The sequence below is a fragment of the Leifsonia soli genome (genome assembly GCF_013408745.1).
In the GTDB taxonomy this organism is placed as follows: domain Bacteria; phylum Actinomycetota; class Actinomycetes; order Actinomycetales; family Microbacteriaceae; genus Leifsonia; species Leifsonia soli.
This window is the reverse complement of record NZ_JACCBJ010000001.1, coordinates 2,360,631-2,376,376: the sequence shown is the minus strand read 5'-3', so window position 1 is coordinate 2,376,376 and position 15,746 is coordinate 2,360,631. Positions and strand designations below refer to the sequence as shown.

Sequence of the window (15,746 nt, the reverse complement as noted above, 5' to 3'; positions counted from 1 at the left end):
CGCTGGGCCGCTGGCTAAGGTAGCAACGTGTTCTCGCGCGAGATGCTGGAGGTCCGTCCGGTCGGATGGCGCGCCCGGCTCACCCACCCGGCGGCGTACCGCTGGTACCCCGGAGCGATGATCGGCCTCCTCTACCAGGTCTCCGTCCTCATCGCCCTGTGGAACTCGTCGGGAACGGTCGGCGAGAAGCTGGGCACCACGGCCCTGCTCGCCGTCGTCTACGTCGCCTTCCTCGTGCTCCCGCCGCTCCTCTGGTGGGAGAGCGAGCCGAGGCGGTACATCGGCGTCGGGCTCTACTTCGCGCTGACGCTGACGCTCTTCCCGCTGATCGGGGTCGTCGCCTGCTGGACCTGGGTCTACGTGGCGTGCGCGGTCGGGATGGTGATCGCTCGCACCCCGATCGCCCTGACGATCATCGGCTCCCTCGGCGCTCTGCAGCTCATCGTCTTCACGGTCGTCGGCACCGTGGAGGACGACTGGTTCATCGCGCTGGTCACCGTGTCCATCGGTGTGATGATGAGCGCGTTCGCCCGGCAGCTCGACGCCCTCCGGCGTCTGCGCAACGCCCAGGGCGAGATCGCTCGGCTCGCCGTCATCGAAGAGCGGGCCCGGTTCTCGCGCGACATGCACGACGTGCTCGGCCACTCGCTCACCGTCGTGACGGTGAAGTCGGAGCTGGCGCGCAGACTCATCCCCACCGACCCGGACCGCGCCGTGGAGGAGATCGCCGACATCGAGCGCCTCAGCCGCTCGGCACTGGCCGACCTGCGCGCCGCCGTCGCCGGGTACCGCGAGATGAGTCTGTCGACCGAGCTCGCCGCGGCGCAGGCCGGCCTCGCCGCCGCCGACATCCAGGCGCACCTTCCCCGCAACGGCGAGGAGGTCGCGCCAGAACTGCGCGAGCTGTTCGGCTGGGTGCTCCGGGAGGGCGTCACCAATGTCATCCGTCACTCCGGCTCACGCAACTGCTGGGTGACCGTCGGGCCGGAGAGTCTCGACATCGAAGACGACGGGCGTGGCCCGCAGGGGAGCGCCCAGGAACCGGCGCCGGTGGGGGCGGACGTCTCGCGCGTCGCCGACGGGGGCTCCGGGCTTGCCGGGCTGAGTGCCCGCGCCGCCCTGGTCGGCGCCAGGATCGCGGTCGGAGCCGGGCCGCGCGGAGGCACGCTGCTGAGCGTGCGGAGGGCGACGTGACCGACACCATCCGGCTGTTGCTGGCCGACGATCAAGCCCTGGTGCGCGGCGCGCTCGCCGCCCTGCTCGACCTCGAACCGGACCTCGAGGTCGTCGCGCAGGTGGGGAGGGGCGACGAGGTGGTGGATGCGGCGCGCGCGTCAGGGGCGCAGGTCGCGCTGCTGGATGTCGAGATGCCCGGCGCGGACGGCATCCAGGCGGCTGCGCTGCTGCGAGCCGCGGTCCCCGCCTGCCGGTCGCTGATCGTCACCACGTTCGGCCGGCCGGGATACCTCCGGCGGGCGATGGAGGCCGGCGCCTCCGGGTTCGTGGTCAAGGACACCCCGTCGGGCCAGCTGGCGGACGCGGTGCGCCGGGTCGCCTCCGGGCTGCGGGTGGTCGACCCCGCGCTCGCGGCGGAATCGCTCGCCTCGGGCGCATCGCCGTTGACGCTGCGGGAGGCCGAGGTGCTCGAGGTGGCCGCGGAGGGCGGGACGATCTCGGACATCGCCCGGCGGCTGCACCTCAGCGACGGGACCGTGCGCAACCACCTCTCCAGCGCGATCGGCAAGACGGGCGCCCGCAATCGTTCGGAGGCCGTCTCGATCGCGACGCGCCAGGGATGGCTCTGAGGCTCCGTACTTGGGGTCGGTGCGGCCGGTCAGCGCTCAGGCGCGCTTCGGAGTGCCCGTCTCCTCGTCCTCGTCTTCGTACGCGTAGGCGTCCTCGGACTCGGTCTCATCCTCCGCCTCGTACTCGGCCCACTTCGCATACTGCTCGTCGTCGCCGTGGGCGTGGCCGGTCAGCTCACGCTCCAAAGCGTCGTAGTTCACATTGGGACTGAACGACTTCAACTGCCGTGCGATCTTGGTGTGTTTTGCCTTCTGACGGCCGCGCCCCATGCGTGACCCCCTTTTGGTCCCAGCCCGGGCGAGAGAGGCTCCCCGGGGATCGAATAGAAACAGTGAAAACTAGCATGGAGTTTAGCATGCGGACATCACGGACCCCCGAGTTCCCGCACAGCGAGAGGTGATGGGATGAGCGTGTGAGCACGACCAGGACCGAGACCCAGGTGGTGGTCATCGGCGCGGGCCAGGCAGGCCTCGCAGTCGCCTACTATCTGCGGCGGTTCGAGCTGACCCCCGGCGTCGATTTCATCGTCTACGACCGCGGTCCCCTGACCGGCGGAGCCTGGCAGCACCGATGGGATGCGCTCAAGCTCGGCAGCGCCCATCACGTGAACGATCTGCCCGGGATGTCGGAGCTCGGTCTCAGCTTCGAGACGGCCGACCGATCGCTCCCGGCGCGCGACATCGTCGCCGGCTACTACCGCCGCTACGAGGACCACTTCGGGCTGCAGGTGCAGCGACCGGTCTCCGTGCACAGCGTGTCCGACCGGGGCGCCGACCTCGTCGTCGAGCACAGCGCAGGCGAGACGGCGACGCGCATCGTGGTGAACGCCTCCGGAACCTGGGGCTCGCCGTTCGTGCCGTACTACCCGGGGATGAACGACTTCGCCGGGCGTCACGTCCACACCTCCACGTACCGGTCGGCCGATGAGTTCGCCGGCCAGTCGGTGGTCGTCGTGGGCGGCGGCACGAGCGCGATCGGCTTCCTGCTGGAGCTGGAGGGCGTCGCGGAGTCGCTGGCGTGGGCCACCCGGCGGCCGGTCGACTTCCGCGACGAGTCGGAGCTCACCATCGAGGGCGGGGTCGCGGCCGTGGCCATGCAGGACGCTGCGGCGCGCGCCGGGCAGGCGCTCCCGTCCATCGTGAGCGGCACGGGCGTGCCGCGGACGCGCCGGATCGCCGCGGGCGTCGAGCGCGGCGTCCTGACGGAGCGGCCCATGTTCACCCGCATCGAGAAGGACGGCGTGCGCTGGCCGGACGGCTCGTTCACCCGCGCCGACGCCATCATCTGGGCGACCGGCTTCCGTCCCGAGCTGCGTCATCTCGCCCCGTTGCACCTGCGGGAGAAGACCGGCGGCCTGACCGTCGCGTCGGGAGCATCCTGGCAGGACTCCCGCATATTCCTCGCCGGGTATGGGCCGCAGGCGTCGACGATCGGCGCGAACCGCGCCGGCCGGATCATCGCGCGCCAGATCATGGCGCAGCTCTGACCGACCGGCGCCGAGGTGCGACATCATGTCGCCACTCGGCGCCGATACCGGCGACGACTCACGACTCGATCGTGCGTCAGACGGTGACGGACCGGGACTCGCCGTTGAAACGGAGGCCGTCCACACGGATGCCGCCCGCCGAGGCGTCCGGACGCACGTCGAAGTGTCCTTCGGGGGCGTCCGCGCGCAGCCCGAGCCGGGCGCTCAGCACGGCCACGGCTGCCGCCGCCGACCACGCCTGCGGCCGGCACGCCGCCGGGTAGGGGATGGGCGCGCTGCTCTCCGCGGCGCTGTCGCCCGAGTGCAGCTCCGGCATCCGGTATCCGAAGCCGGCCGCCGCGGCGAGGAGCCCGTCTGAGAGCTGGGCGGCCTCCGTGCGGAATCCGTCGCGCGCGAGCCCGGTGATCGCGATGGCCGTGTCGTGGGCCCAGACCGAGCCGCCGTGGTAGCTGAGCGGCCAGTAGCCGCCCGAGTCCGTCGACATGGTGCGCAGACCGTAGCCGGAGGAGAGCTCCGGCGAGACGAGGCGGCGCGCCACCAGGGCCGCCTGCTCCTCGTCGAGGATGCCGGTGCCGAGGAGGTGACCGATGTTGCTCGTGACGGTGTCGACCTTGCGCTTGGCCGCGTCGAGTGCGACCGCGGGGTAGGCGCCCGCGGGGTCGGCGATCCAGAACTCGTCCGCGAATCGCTGCTTCAGCTCGGCGGCCCAGAGGCGCCAGTCGTCGCCGCCCGGGCGGCCGAAGGCGTCGAGCAGCGCCGCGCCGCCGACAGCGGCCTCGTAGGCGTATCCCTGCACCTCGCACAGGGCGATGGGGCCGTCCGCCAGCGTTCCGTCCCGCCACTGGATGGAGTCGCCCGAGTCCTTCCAGCCCTGGTTCGCGAGGCCGTGCCCGGTCGTGTCGATGTACTCGAGGAAGCCGTCGCCGTCGCTGTCCCCGTCGTCGCGCATCCAGGCGAGGGCCGCCTCCAGGTGGGGGAGCAGCGCCTCGACCTCGTCGCGGGGCATGCCCCAGCGCCACGCGTCGTGCAGGAGGCAGACCCACAGGGCCGTCGCGTCGACGGTGCCGTAGTACAGGGGCGGCAGGACGACGCCTTCGCCGGGGATCACCAGTGCCCCCGGCCGCAGCTCGTGCATGATCTTGCCGGGCTGCTCCGCGGTCTCGGCGACCGTCTCCGTGCCCTGGTACTGGGCGAGCACCCGCAGCGTCGACGCCGCGATCTCGTGGCCGAGCGGCAGCAGCATGCGTGCCGCCCAGATCGAATCGCGCCCGAACAGCGTGAAGAACCACGGGGCCCCCGCGGCGAGGAAGACGTCGTCCGGGTGCTCGACGGTCGACATCCGCAGCGCCTGCAGGTCGGCGATCGCGCGATCGAGCCAGGACGACAGCCGGGAGTCGCCGGTCGACGCCCGGAAGGCGGACCATTCCTGCGACGGCTCCGCGCCGGCCACGACGGCCGATGGGTCGTCGACGGTGGTGCTCCACTCCACGACGGCGTCTCCGTGCGCGGGCACCTCGATCTCCCAGCGCAGGGTCACGCGCGGTCCGTCGATGGCGATGGCGGCGCCGGCGGCCGACACGCGGGCCGTGACCGGGCCGCTGCCGATCACGACCGTGTCGTTCTCGGAACGCTCGAGGGTCACGGGATGCTCGCTCCCGGTCAGCCCGGCCTTGACCTTCTGCATGGGGGTGAAGTCGGCGCGCAGGTCCACCTCGACGGTGGTGCGGAGGTCGTCGCCCAGCGCGTTGCGAACGACGATGCGCTCGCCGAGCGCTCCGGCGTCCACGGTCCGTCGCTGGTCGATGCGCACGCGGGGGTCCGCCGTGGCGTCGTCGATGCCGCGCGCGAGTGCGGTGAAGACCGTCGACGCGGCGGCGGGCGATGCCGTGGCGATGTGCTCGGGCGTTGCACCGCCGACCGCGAGAAGGGCGCGATCGAGCACCCGGATGTCGGAGTGGTAGAAGCCGTGGATGCCGTGCCCGTCGATCCGCCCGTCGGCGGCCGACCAGGCCTGGGAGGGGGCGGTCAGCACCACGACGCTGTCGTGGAGGAGCGGCTGGAGGGGCTGGGTCATCGTCAGGGTCGTGCCTTCGTGTTCGTCGCCGGGCGCTCGCGTGGAGCCGGCGTGCTGTTCGGTCGTTCGTTCGTCGGAGGGGGTGGATGGCGAAGCGGGGGTGGATGGGGAAGCCGAGGTGGACGGGGAAGCGGGGGTGGATGCGGGAACGGGAGCGGCTGCGGTTCCCGCCCGGGGAGTTCCGGCCGGCTCGCGGTCCGTCCCGGTGGCGCGGGTCATGCGGCGGCCTCCTCGGTGAGCAGGCGGGGCTCGAGGCGCTCCTCGCGCACGCCGTCGCCCACGCGGGTGACGCGCCAGGCGGACACGCCCGGTCGCTCGGCGACGATGTCGACCAGCGAGCTGCCCCGGTAGACGAGGCCGGCCCCTTCGTCGAGGGCGTACCCGTCGGGCAAGGTTCCGTCAGCCACGGCACGCTGGTGCGCCGGACGTCGCTTCGGGTCGGAGTCGTAGTGCACGGCGAGCGAGCCGGGCACCAGACCGAGCCCGTCGCGGACAGCCGAGATCCCGGGGCCGAAGGAGGAGGTGGTGCCGCCCTCGTGCCAGCACAGGGCGCCCGCCGATCCCCCGGCGAGCACGACACCGCTCCGCCACGCCTCGGCCAGCAGCCGGTCGAGGCCGTGAGCTCGCCAGACGGCCAGCAGGTTCACGAGACTGCCGCCGCTCACCCAGACGACGTCCTGCGTCAGGAGGTGCGTGCGCACGTCGGCGATGTTGGGATGCGGGAACAGCCGGAGGTGCGTCGCCTCGACCCCGGCGGCGCGGGCCGCCTCGAGTTCGGCGCCCTCGACGTGGCGCTGGTCACCACCTGCCGTGTTGATGTGGGTGACGCGCGGCGCGCGTCCGTGCACCTGCGCCAGGTCGATGGCGTGGTGCAGCAGCGGACCGTACACCGAGTCGGTCCACTCGCCGCCGGTCAGCCCGCCGCACGTGGCGAGAATGGTCGGTTCCGTCGCGGTCATTCCTTCACCGCCCCCTCGCTCGAGTTCATGATCCGTCGCTGGAAGATGAAGAACAGCACGGCGACGGGGATGGTCATGATCGCGGCCGCCGCCAGTTTCAGCGGGTACTGACTGCCCTGGCTCAGCTGGCCGCTGGCCAGCCCGGCGACGCCCTTGGTCAGCGTCGTGAGCGAGGGGCTCTGCGTCGAGACGATGAAGTGCGCGAGCTCGTTCCACGATCCCTGGAACGACAGGATGATGATCGTGATGAGGGCCGGACGCGCCATCGGGAGCACGATCGACCAGAACACCCGGAAGGTGCCGGCTCCGTCGATGCGTGCCTGCTCCTCGACGCTCGCCGGGATGGACTCGAAGAAGTTCTTCATGATGAAGACCCCGGCGGCGTCGGTCAGCAGCGGCAGGATCATGCCCGTGTAGGAGTCGTAGATGCCCAACTGGTTGATGACGAGGAACTTGGGGATGAGGAGCACGACCATCGGCACGGACATCACGGCGACCAGTGCGGCGAACACGATCGTCCGGCCGCGGAAGTGCAGCCGGGCGAGCGCGTAGCCTGCGAGCGAGTCGAAGAAGACCCTGCCCAGGGTGACGAAGACGGTCACCACGGCGGAGTTGGCGAACCACACCGGGAAGTCGGAGTTGACGAAGAGCTTCGTGTACGCCGCCGTGGTGAAGGTTTGCGGGATGAGCGCCACCGGGTTGGCCGTCGCCTCGGCGTCCGTCTTGAACGACGTGGCCACCTGGATGAGGAACGGCATGATGTACACCGCCGCCAGCGCGATCAGGACCGCGTAGGTGACGGAGGTCGCGACGATCGTCGCCGTCGAGCGCCGGCGTCGCTGCCGCGCCGGAGGAGGTGTCGGGGCGGGAGCGGTGGACCGCTGTTCCGTCGGGATCGTGGTGGAGCTCATCGGTTCGCTCCCTTCCGCTCGGAGTCGTCGCTGCTCGAGGACGGCACACTGCTCGGCGCACCCGCCGCACCCGTGCCGGCCGCGAGCGCCGGCTGGTACAGCCGCATCCGCCTCTTGGAGACCGAGCGCTCGCGCAGGATCCACCGCTGCAGCAGGGTGAACACGACGATGATGACGAACAGGATGAAGGCGATTGCGGCGCCCTGACCCCACTCCTGGTTGACGAACGAGGTCTGGTAGGAGAGGAACGCAGGGGTCAGCGTCGTCTTGCCTGGCGCGCCCCGGGTGCCGGTGTAGATCTGGTCGAACACCTGCCAGCAGCCGATGAGGCCGAGCGTGAGGACGGTGAACAAAGTCGGGCGCAGCTGCGGGAGGGTGATGCGCCAGAACCGCTGCCAGCCGTTCGCGCCGTCCATCATCGCCGCCTCCGTGATGTCGCCGCCGAGGTTCTGCAGCGCGGCCAGGAAGAGCAGCATGAACGTGCCGCTCGTGGTGAAGACGGCCATGATGATGTACGCCGTCATGGCCACCGACGGCCCGCCCAGCCAGTCCCACCAGGAGACGCCGAGTGCCGTGTTCTGCGTGAGCGCTGCCGGCCCCTGCGTCACGCCGAAGACGGCGAGCAGGTCGTGGATGATGCCCGACGGGTCGTTGAACCAGTTCGGGCCGTGGATGCCGACCCACGACAGCACCTTGTTGACCGCGCCGCTGGTGCTGAACAGGAAGAGCCACAGCACGGTGATGGCGACGGAGCTCGTCACGGACGGGAAGTAGAACGCCGTCCGGAAGAACCCGCGGCCGCGGAGGATCGCCCGGTTCACGAGCACGGCCAGCCCGAGTGACACCGCGGTCTGGATCGGCACGACGAGCACCACGTACCAGGCGTTGTTCTTCAGCGACATGCCGAAGTCCTGCTCGGCGAGGCCGCCGCCGGAGAGGAGCTTCGCGTAGTTGTCGAAGCCGACGAAGTTCACGTTCGAAGAGAACGGGCTGCCCCGGCCGCCCCAGTCGGAGAAGCTGACCCAGAGCGCCATGAGCACAGGGATGACCAGGAAGACGCCGAGCAGCAGGATGACCGGGGCGGTGAACAACCACCCCGAGGCGGCCTCGCCGCGCCGCAGACCGGTGCGACGAGACCGACTCGTGGTTGTGGACATGACGGGTGGGTTCCTTACTTCAGCAGAGCTTCGAGGTTCTTCTGCGTGGCGTCGAGGATCGCCTTCGGGTCACCGGTCGCCAGCGACTCGAGCTTGCTGTTGAAGTCGGTCACGACGTCGGCGGACCCCTTCGCGGTCGGAACGCCCTTGGCGTAGTCGGCTGCGTTCAGGAAGGGCACGAGGTCCGGGTTGGCGGACTTCCACTCGTCGGCGGCCGACTTGATCGACGGCATCGGCCCGAAGGCCTTCGAGAAGGCGAGCTGGTCGTCCTTGCTGGTGAGCTTCTCGACGAGCTTCAGCGCTGCGGCCTGGTTGGGGCTGTCGGCAGCGATGCCCCAGCAGTTGGTGAACTGGAGGGTGCCCTGCCCGGCCGGGCCCTTCGGGAGCTCCGCGACCTTGTACTTGATGTTCGGGAAGTCGGACTTCAGGGCTCCGGTGATCCAGTTGCCCTCGATCGTCATGGCCGCGAGGCCCTTGCCGAACGCCTCGCCGCCCCAGCCGGCGCCGAGGTCCTTCGCGTACTTGAGCTCGCCGCCGTCGAGCATCTTCTTCACGAAGTCGAGCGCCTGCACGTTGGCGTCGCTGTTCGCGGTGGCCTTCGTGCTGTCGTCGTTCATCAGGTTGCCGCCGGCCTGGACCATGAACGACCCGACACGGGCGTACTCGCCCGAGATGCCGAGGCCGACCTGGCTGCCGGTGGTGAGCTTCTTGGAGACCGACTCCAGCTGGTCCCATGTCGTGGGGATGTCGGCGTCGGTGAGGCCCGCGGCCTTCCACGCGTCGGTGTTGATGATGAGCTGCAGCGTCGAGAAGTCCTTCGGGGCGCAGTAGAACTTGCCGTCGTAGGTGAACGACTTCACCAGGCTCGGGTAGAAGTCGCTCTTGTTGCTCAGCTGGTCGCCGTAGGCGAGCAGCGAGCCGTTGGAGGCGTACCCGGCCAGAGCGTCGGTGGAGAGGTAGAAGACATCGGCCGGCTTCTTCGCCGCGAAGCCCTGCGAGAGCTGCTGGTTGAGATCGCTCGCGGCGACGACGGACGCCTTGGTGCCGGAGCTCTTCGACCAGTCGGCGACAGCGGACTTGACCGCGGCCGTCTCCGCGTCGCCGGACGAGCCGATCATGACGCTGAGCGCCTTGTCGGACGACGTCAGCTTTCCGGTGTCGCCGCCGGTGCTTCCGCCGCTGAAGCCGGAGCCGCAGGCCGTGAGGGTGAGCGCAGCCGCGGCGGCGACGGCGCCGCCCGCGAGCCAGCGATGGGTGATCTTGCGCATTCGTGTCTCTCCTTGATGTGAGTGTGCCCGCCGGAGGGGGCGCACGCGTGCAGGGTGGGGGAGGTCGTGGACAACCCGAGGATGGTGCTGGTTGTGGACGACTCGGCGGACGGCGGAGGCGCTGATGCGACGCAGCAATGCGTGCATTGTGACCTCCTCGTCCGTGCCTGGCCCGTCCCTCCCGCGGTTTGATCGATCAAATTTTCACCTGCTACGGTGACTTTGAACGATCAAAGCGGGATGCTTGTCACACTAATCACGACGTTCACGGGGTGTCAAGCAGACCAGTAGGGTCATATCCAGCCGCCGGAGGAGGGAGTCGCGATGGGTTCGCAGCCGACCGTCAGCGATGTCGCCGGGGTCGCGGGGGTGTCGCGCCAGACGGTATCGAACGTCCTCAACGCCCCGGAACTCGTCCGCCCCGAGACGCGCGAGCGCGTCCAGGCCGCCATCCACTCGCTCGGCTACCGCCCCCACGCCTCCGCCCGCCGCCTGCGCACCCAGAAGAGCTCGACCATCGGCATCCGGCTCGACCCGATCACACAGGACGGCATCTCGGGCAGCATCCTCGACCGCTTCCTGCACGCGCTCACCGAGCGCGCCGACCGCCAGGGCCTGCGGATGCTGCTGTTCACGGCCGCAGGGCCGGACGACGAGATCGAGCAGTTCCGCCGGCTCTCGGACGCCGCGGACGTGGACGCGTTCGTCCTCACCTCCACCTTCCACGGCGACCCTCGGACGGAGTGGCTGATCGAGCACGGGCAGTCCTTCGTGACCTTCGGCCGGCCGTGGGGGATCGACGACATGACCGATCCGGAGCACCTCTGGGTCGACGTGGACGGCCGCTCCGGGCTCCGCGACGCCACCGCGCACCTGCTCTCCCAGGGCCGCAGGCGCATCGGGTTCATCGGCTGGCCCGCGGGATCCGGCACCGGCGACGACCGCCGGGAGGGCTGGCTCGAGGCGATGCGCGAGCGCAGCGGGCTGACGGACGACGAGCTGCGCCTGCTCGAGGTCGCGGCCGAGGACCGCGTGCCGTTCGGCGCCGACGCGATCCGCCGGCTGGAGGCACAGGGCGGGCCGGTCGACGGCGTGGTGTGCACCTCCGACTCCCTGGCCCTCGGGGTGCTCACGGTCGCCGGCGGACGCATCCCCGTCGTGGGCTACGACGACACGCCTGTCGCGGCCTCCCTCGGCTTCTCCAGCGTGGCCCAGCCGCTCGACGAGGTGGCGGCCGGCGTGCTGGAGCTGCTCACCGGCGCGCACGGCGGCCGCGTCCGCCCGGACGAGGAGGTCGCCGACCCGCGCCACCGGCTGGTCGCGCCGCGGCTGGTGGTCCGCGACGGCCCGCCGCTGATCGGGCCGCGCTGACCGGCCGACGCTGACCCGGCGGCATCGACCTTCGGGCACTGAGCGGCCCGAAATCCGCGCGTAACGCGCCGTGGAGACAATGGAGGCATGTCTCCACAAGAGCCGCTTCTGGATGCGTCACGAGCGCGTCGCCTTCCCGTCACCGTCTCCATCACCCGCCGTGTCGACGGCAACCGCCTCGCCGAAGTGACCAGGTGGGTCCAGTCCGGGGTCAACCTCGCGAACGGCTACGACGGGTTCCTCGGGTCCGGCTGGGTGCGCGCCCACGCCGACTCGGACGAGTGGCACATGCTCTACCGCTTCGCGGACGCCGACACGCTGGAGGCCTGGGAGGCCTCCGACGACCGCGCCGACTGGCTGTACGAGGGCCGCGAGCTGGTGGAAGTGGCCCGAGTGGAGCGCCGCACGGGCATCGAGGGCTGGTTCGATGCGCCGCAGCCGGGCGTCCCTTCCGCTCCGCCGCGCTGGAAGCAGGCCGTGACCATCTGGCTGGGCTTCTTCCCGCTGTCGCTCCTGTTCACGACCCTCGTCACCTCCGTCGTCCCGGGCTGGCACGAGCTGTGGCCGATCGCGACGGTGCTGATCACCACGCTGTGCCTGACGCCGACGATGACGTACCTGCTCCTGCCGTTCGTCACGCGGTTGCTGCAGCCGTGGCTGCGACGCTGACCGGCGGGCCGGCTCAGGGTTCTCCCTGACCCTCCCCTGAATCCGCGGATTCAGGGCATCGAACCCTTGCATCCTCTCCACTCGCGATATATCGTGATCCCGTCAACAGTCGCGATATAACGCGAGTCACCGACGGCCCCGGCACGGGCCGGAGAAGCAAGGAGCAGGAAGCATGGCACAGGAGAAGTGGCTGATCCAGCCGGGCGAGAGCCGCACGATCGACGTGGAGGTCGTCCGCGCCCTCAAGGTCGGGTTCCTCGGCGGCCAGATCGACATCGTCGGTCACGACGACCCCGGCGCGCGCATCGAGGTGCACTCCGTCACCGGGCGCGACCTCAAGATCGTGGTGGACGGCGACCGTCTCGAGATCGACCATCCGCAGCTGCGCTGGGACAACTTCATCGAGGTCTTCAAATCCATGCGCTCCAGCGCGCGGGCCGACGTCAGCATCCTCGTGCCGCGGGACGTCGCGCTCACGTTCGGCGTGGTGTCGGCGACCGCGCTTGTCTCCGGCCTCCACACGGACGCGCGCCTCAGCACCGTCTCCGGCGACGTGGTCGCCGACGGCCTCACCGGTGACATCGAGCTCAACTCGGTCAGCGGCGAGTTGTCGGTCCGCGATCACTCCGGGCGCATCGTCGCCCACACCGTCTCGGGCGACGTGACGGCGACCGGGGCCATCCGCCGGTTCTCGGCCGACGGGGTCTCGGGGGATGTCATGATCGACGTCACGGGAACGCCCGACGAGATCGCCGTCAACACGGTCTCCGGCGACACGACCATCCGCATCCCGGAGGCCGTCGGCGCCCGCTACCGCGTCAACACCGTCTCCGGAAAGGTGCAGCTCGACAACATGACCGTCGTCGGCGGGATGGGCAAGGGATACACCGGCACAGCAGGCACGCTCGACGGCACCTGGGTCGAGATCAGCATCAACTCGGTCTCCGGCGACGCCGCGGTGCTCCGCAGCGCAGGCGCCGCGCACGGTGCGGAGGCATCGGCGTGACTCCCGTGTTCTCGCACGGGAGCCTCCGGCTCTACCTGCTGAGCCTGCTGGACGAGGCGCCGCGCCACGGCTACGAACTCATCCAGGCCCTCACCGAGCGGTTCGGCGGCACCTACAGCCCGAGCGCAGGGACCATCTACCCCCGGCTGGCGAAGCTGGAGGAGGAGGGCCTCGTCACCAAGGCGGTCGACGGCCGGAAGACGGTGTACCAGATCACCGATGCCGGCCGCGCCGAGCTGGAGGCCCGCAGACCCGAGCTCGACGCGATCGAGGACGAGGTCACCGACTCGGTGCGCCGCCTGGCCGACGAGGTGCGCGCCGGAGTGAACGACGCCATGCGGACGCTGCGGGCCGAGCTCGCCTCCGCCGCTCGCGAGGCGAAGCGCAACGGCTCCCGGGTCGATCCCCGTCAGGAGGCTCGGGACGCCGGGCGGGATGCGCGCGCCGCCGGCAACGCGGCCGCCCGCGAGGCGGAGGCGGTGCTGAACGAGTTCCGTCAGCAGCTCCGGACGGACCTCCGCTACCAGGCCGCTCGCGGCGCGCTCCCAGCGGACATCGTCCCGCTTCTCACGGACGAGCTGAACCGTGTCCGGCGCGTGCTCATCGAGGCGATCGGCCGACGCTGACCGCGATTCGTCCACTTGGGGAAAGAGTCAGTAAATGCTCATCCAGCTCCCAGTGAGACCTCTTCGGGTCGTTCCGCCGCGGCAATCCGCGGGGGAGCGCGCCCGGGAGGAGCAGGCCCCAGTCTTTGCAGAACGACAGGGTTCGGAGGCGCCGACGCGCCGACTTGACAGTGGATTGCCAGCGAGTATGCTCGCCACTCGTGACAAATGAGGGGAGATCCCCGAAGCGCTGGTTGATCGGCGACCCGCTTCCGAGTGAAAAGCTCGAAGGGCAGCTGCTCCCGAAGCACCTCGCGCTACCCATCTTCGCCTCCGATGCGCTGTCGAGTGTCGCGTACGCTCCCCAGGAACTCCTGATGATCCTGCTGCTCGGCGGGCTCGCGTTCCTGACCTTCGCTCCGTGGGTCGCAGCGGCCGTCGTCGTGCTCCTCATCACGGTCGTCCTCAGCTACCGCCAGCTGGTGAAGGCGTATCCCTCCGGTGGCGGCGACTATGAGGTCGCTCACAAGAACCTCGGCGAGAAGGCGGGGCTGATCGTCGCCTCCGCGCTCCTCGTCGACTACGTGCTCACCGTGGCGGTGTCCGTCGCGTCCGGCGTCGACAACGTCATCTCCGCGCTGCCGTTCCTGGCACCCTGGCGCGTCGAGCTGGCCATCCTCTGCGTCATCATCATCGCGGCCATCAACCTGCGCGGCGTGCGGGAGTCGTCGAAGGCGTTCGCGCTGCCGACCTACATCTTCATCGGGAGCATCGCCCTGATGGTCGTGACGGCCCTCGTCCGCACCGTGCTCGGCAACGCCCCGGTCGCGGAGTCCGCCGGCTACCAGGTGCACGCCGACTCGCTCACCCAGGCCGCCGTCGTGCTGCTCCTGCTGCGCGCCTTCTCGAGTGGATGTTCGGCCCTGACGGGTGTCGAGGCCGTCGCGAACGGCGTGCCCGCATTCCGCACCCCCAAGATCCGCAACGCCCGCATCACCCTCGGCCTCATGGGCGGCATCGCGATCACGCTGTTCGCCGGCCTGACCGCCACCGCGCTGATCAGCGGCGTCCACTACGCCGAGAACCCCTGCGACCTGCAGGGATGGGCGCAGTGCGCCACCCAGCCGCAGCGCAGCCTCATCGCCCAGATCGCCGCGGCGACCTTCGGCAACAACACGTTCTTCTTCTTCCTGGTGCAGGCCGCGACCGCGGTCGTGCTGCTGCTCGCGGCCAACACCGCCTTCAACGGTTTCCCGCTGCTCGGCTCGGTGCTCGCCCGCGACTCGTACGCCCCGAAGGCGCTCAACACCCGCGGCGACCGCCTGGTCTACTCGAACGGCATGATCATCCTGGCGCTGGCCGCCACGGTCCTGCTGGTCGTCTACCAGGCGAACCTGACCCAGCTCATCCAGCTGTACATCATCGGCGTCTTCGTCTCGTTCACGCTCGGGCAGTCCGGGATGGTCAAGCACTGGATCACGCTGCTGCGGTCCGGCGGGCAGACCGGCCGAGAACGCACCGGCATCATCCGGTCTCTCTGCATCAACGCGTTCGGCGCCTGCCTCACCGCGATCGTGCTCATCGTCGTCACGATCACGAAGTTCACGCACGGCGCCTACCTCGTCTTCATCTTCATGCCGATCCTGTGGTTCCTGATGCTCGGCGTGAACCGTTACTACCGCGACGTCGAGAAAGAGGTCGAAGTCGACCCGGTGACGACGTTCGGAAGCGTCGGCGACCACGCCATCGTCCTCATCGGCAAGATGCAGAAGCCGGCGCTGAAGGCCCTCGACTACGCGATCGCCGCGCGGCACGACTCGATCGAGGCGGTGCACGTCTCGATCGACGAGGAGGCGACGCAGAAGCTGCAGCGCCAGTGGGTGGACCAGAACATCCATGTGCCGCTGACGATCATCGAGTCGCCCTACCGCGAGTTCGGCGTTCCGCTCATCAAGTACCTGAAGCACCGACGCGAGGAGCACGGCTCCGAAGTCGTGACCGTGTACCTGCCGCAGTACATCGTCGGGCACTGGTGGGAGGCGCTGCTGCACAACCACCGCGCCCGCCGCATCAGCAAGCAGCTCATGCTCTGCCACGGCGTGACCGTCGCCCTCGTCCCGTGGCTGCTCGACTCGTCCTCACTCATCTACGGCCGTCGCTCGCGTCCGCTTCCCGGTCAGGACCGCCGCGGCGAGCCGGTGCGGCCCGTCGCCCGCCGGCCCCTCGTCCCGGCGTCGAAGGCGCACACGCGCATCCACATCCACTCGGTGCCGATCACGATCGGGGAGCCGCAGGAGAGCGCGGAGACGGTCGCCGGGACGATCCCGGAGCCGCGGCCCGATGGCCAGCAGCCGGCCGGGACGGGCGCGGCGGGAGCGGCGGCTCCCGCGCAGAAGAAGGTGCCGGCGCGCGCCAAGCGCTGAGCCTGCGGCGC

14 protein-coding genes are annotated in these 15,746 nt (G+C 70.1%); 8 read left to right on the top strand and 6 right to left on the bottom strand.

The features are described 5' to 3' along the window. Positions 1-27: 27 nt before the first annotated feature. Together BJ963_RS11480 and BJ963_RS11475 are read left to right on the top strand one after the other, a co-directional pair. Positions 28-1,194, top strand: coding sequence for a histidine kinase (locus BJ963_RS11480; protein WP_179456721.1), 1,167 nt, complete (start codon positions 28-30; stop codon positions 1,192-1,194). Next, positions 1,191-1,805 (top strand): response regulator transcription factor, encoded by a 615-nt coding sequence (locus tag BJ963_RS11475; RefSeq protein ID WP_089907786.1) that lies wholly within the window; start codon positions 1,191-1,193, stop codon positions 1,803-1,805. Before BJ963_RS11480 ends, BJ963_RS11475 begins: the two co-directional genes overlap by 4 nt. Before the next feature lie 36 nt (positions 1,806-1,841). On the opposite strand, the gene BJ963_RS11470 is transcribed toward BJ963_RS11475, so the two are convergent. Continuing rightward, positions 1,842-2,075 (bottom strand): DUF3073 domain-containing protein, encoded by a 234-nt coding sequence (locus BJ963_RS11470; protein WP_089907789.1) that lies wholly within the window; start codon positions 2,073-2,075, stop codon positions 1,842-1,844. Positions 2,076-2,218: 143 nt separating this feature from the next. Between BJ963_RS11470 and BJ963_RS11465 the strand changes: the two genes are divergently transcribed. Then, positions 2,219-3,292, top strand: a complete 1,074-nt coding sequence (locus tag BJ963_RS11465; RefSeq protein ID WP_179456719.1) for an NAD(P)-binding domain-containing protein — start codon at positions 2,219-2,221, stop codon at positions 3,290-3,292. 76 nt (positions 3,293-3,368) lie between these two features. On the opposite strand, the gene BJ963_RS11460 is transcribed toward BJ963_RS11465, so the two are convergent. The 5 genes from BJ963_RS11460 to BJ963_RS11440 form a co-directional block, all read right to left on the bottom strand. Continuing rightward, the gene (locus BJ963_RS11460; RefSeq protein ID WP_246298039.1) at positions 3,369-5,366 is read right to left on the bottom strand and encodes a glycogen debranching N-terminal domain-containing protein; all 1,998 of its coding nucleotides are present in this window, start codon (positions 5,364-5,366) and stop codon (positions 3,369-3,371) included. A 215-nt stretch (positions 5,367-5,581) separates the two neighbouring features. Further along, positions 5,582-6,325 carry a Type 1 glutamine amidotransferase-like domain-containing protein gene (locus tag BJ963_RS11455; RefSeq protein ID WP_179456715.1) on the bottom strand — a complete coding sequence of 248 codons (744 nt, stop codon included), beginning with the start codon at positions 6,323-6,325 and terminating at the stop codon, positions 5,582-5,584. Continuing rightward, positions 6,322-7,236 carry a carbohydrate ABC transporter permease gene (locus tag BJ963_RS11450; RefSeq protein WP_179456713.1) on the bottom strand — a complete coding sequence of 305 codons (915 nt, stop codon included), beginning with the start codon at positions 7,234-7,236 and terminating at the stop codon, positions 6,322-6,324. The genes BJ963_RS11455 and BJ963_RS11450 overlap by 4 nt, the downstream gene beginning before the upstream one ends. Then, positions 7,233-8,393 carry a carbohydrate ABC transporter permease gene (locus tag BJ963_RS11445; protein ID WP_179456711.1) on the bottom strand — a complete coding sequence of 387 codons (1,161 nt, stop codon included), beginning with the start codon at positions 8,391-8,393 and terminating at the stop codon, positions 7,233-7,235. Before BJ963_RS11445 ends, BJ963_RS11450 begins: the two co-directional genes overlap by 4 nt. 14 nt (positions 8,394-8,407) lie before the next feature. Then, on the bottom strand, positions 8,408-9,661 hold the full coding sequence (locus tag BJ963_RS11440; RefSeq protein WP_179456709.1) for a sugar ABC transporter substrate-binding protein: 1,254 nt from the start codon (positions 9,659-9,661) through the stop codon (positions 8,408-8,410). A 324-nt stretch (positions 9,662-9,985) separates the two neighbouring features. Here BJ963_RS11440 and BJ963_RS11435 point away from each other — a divergent pair, with 324 nt between their 5' ends. The 5 genes from BJ963_RS11435 (at position 9,986) to BJ963_RS11415 (ending at position 15,735) form a co-directional block, all read left to right on the top strand. Further along, positions 9,986-11,032, top strand: a complete 1,047-nt coding sequence (locus BJ963_RS11435; protein ID WP_179456707.1) for a LacI family DNA-binding transcriptional regulator — start codon at positions 9,986-9,988, stop codon at positions 11,030-11,032. 87 nt (positions 11,033-11,119) lie between these two features. Then, complete coding sequence (locus BJ963_RS11430) at positions 11,120-11,701, top strand: antibiotic biosynthesis monooxygenase (protein WP_179456705.1); 582 nt, start codon at positions 11,120-11,122, stop codon at positions 11,699-11,701. A gap of 172 nt (positions 11,702-11,873) precedes the next feature. Next, positions 11,874-12,707 (top strand): DUF4097 family beta strand repeat-containing protein, encoded by an 834-nt coding sequence (locus tag BJ963_RS11425; RefSeq protein ID WP_089907832.1) that lies wholly within the window; start codon positions 11,874-11,876, stop codon positions 12,705-12,707. Continuing rightward, positions 12,704-13,333, top strand: a complete 630-nt coding sequence (locus BJ963_RS11420; protein WP_089907836.1) for a PadR family transcriptional regulator — start codon at positions 12,704-12,706, stop codon at positions 13,331-13,333. Before BJ963_RS11425 ends, BJ963_RS11420 begins: the two co-directional genes overlap by 4 nt. 233 nt (positions 13,334-13,566) lie before the next feature. Further along, positions 13,567-15,735: an APC family permease gene (locus BJ963_RS11415; protein WP_179458115.1), complete on the top strand. Its 2,169-nt coding sequence runs from the start codon at positions 13,567-13,569 to the stop codon at positions 15,733-15,735. The last annotated feature ends 11 nt before the right edge of the window (positions 15,736-15,746 follow it).